This window comes from Sphingobacterium bovisgrunnientis (assembly GCF_009829085.1).
Classification (GTDB): Bacteria; Bacteroidota; Bacteroidia; order Sphingobacteriales; family Sphingobacteriaceae; genus Sphingobacterium; species Sphingobacterium bovisgrunnientis.
The window spans coordinates 1-372 of record NZ_WUQY01000192.1 but is presented as its reverse complement, the minus strand read 5'-3'; the positions used below and the strand labels follow the sequence as shown (position 1 = coordinate 372).

Sequence of the window (372 nt, the reverse complement as noted above, 5' to 3'; positions counted from 1 at the left end):
GACAAAATGGATTATTTTTCACATCAAGTGATTGAACAACCATAGGTGATGCCAATGGATGTGCATTATCCATATAAATCGTTTTAAAACTTTTTCTATATATGTAGATTGATAAACAAATAATCCTTCTGAGAAGTGTTCAATCTGTAATCCGAGACAAAATTTGATTTTTCTCAAATCCTTCATCTCAAATTCATTTTTCAAATAATTAGCAGTTTTGTTGAGCTCTTCAGGAGTTCCAATTAAGTTTAGATCATCAACATAAACTGCGACAATTGCAAATCCAATATTTGTTTTCTTTATGAAAACATATGGGCAGACATTGTAATTTTTATAACCCTCCTTCAACAAATATTCGCTAAGACAGTTATA

1 protein-coding gene is annotated in these 372 nt (G+C 29.8%); it reads right to left on the bottom strand.

The genetic code is table 11. The features are described from left to right. Window positions 1–18: 18 nt before the first annotated feature. On the bottom strand, window positions 19–372 hold a 354-nt coding region (locus GOQ16_RS18580), incomplete at its 5' end, for a reverse transcriptase domain-containing protein (protein ID WP_160070455.1).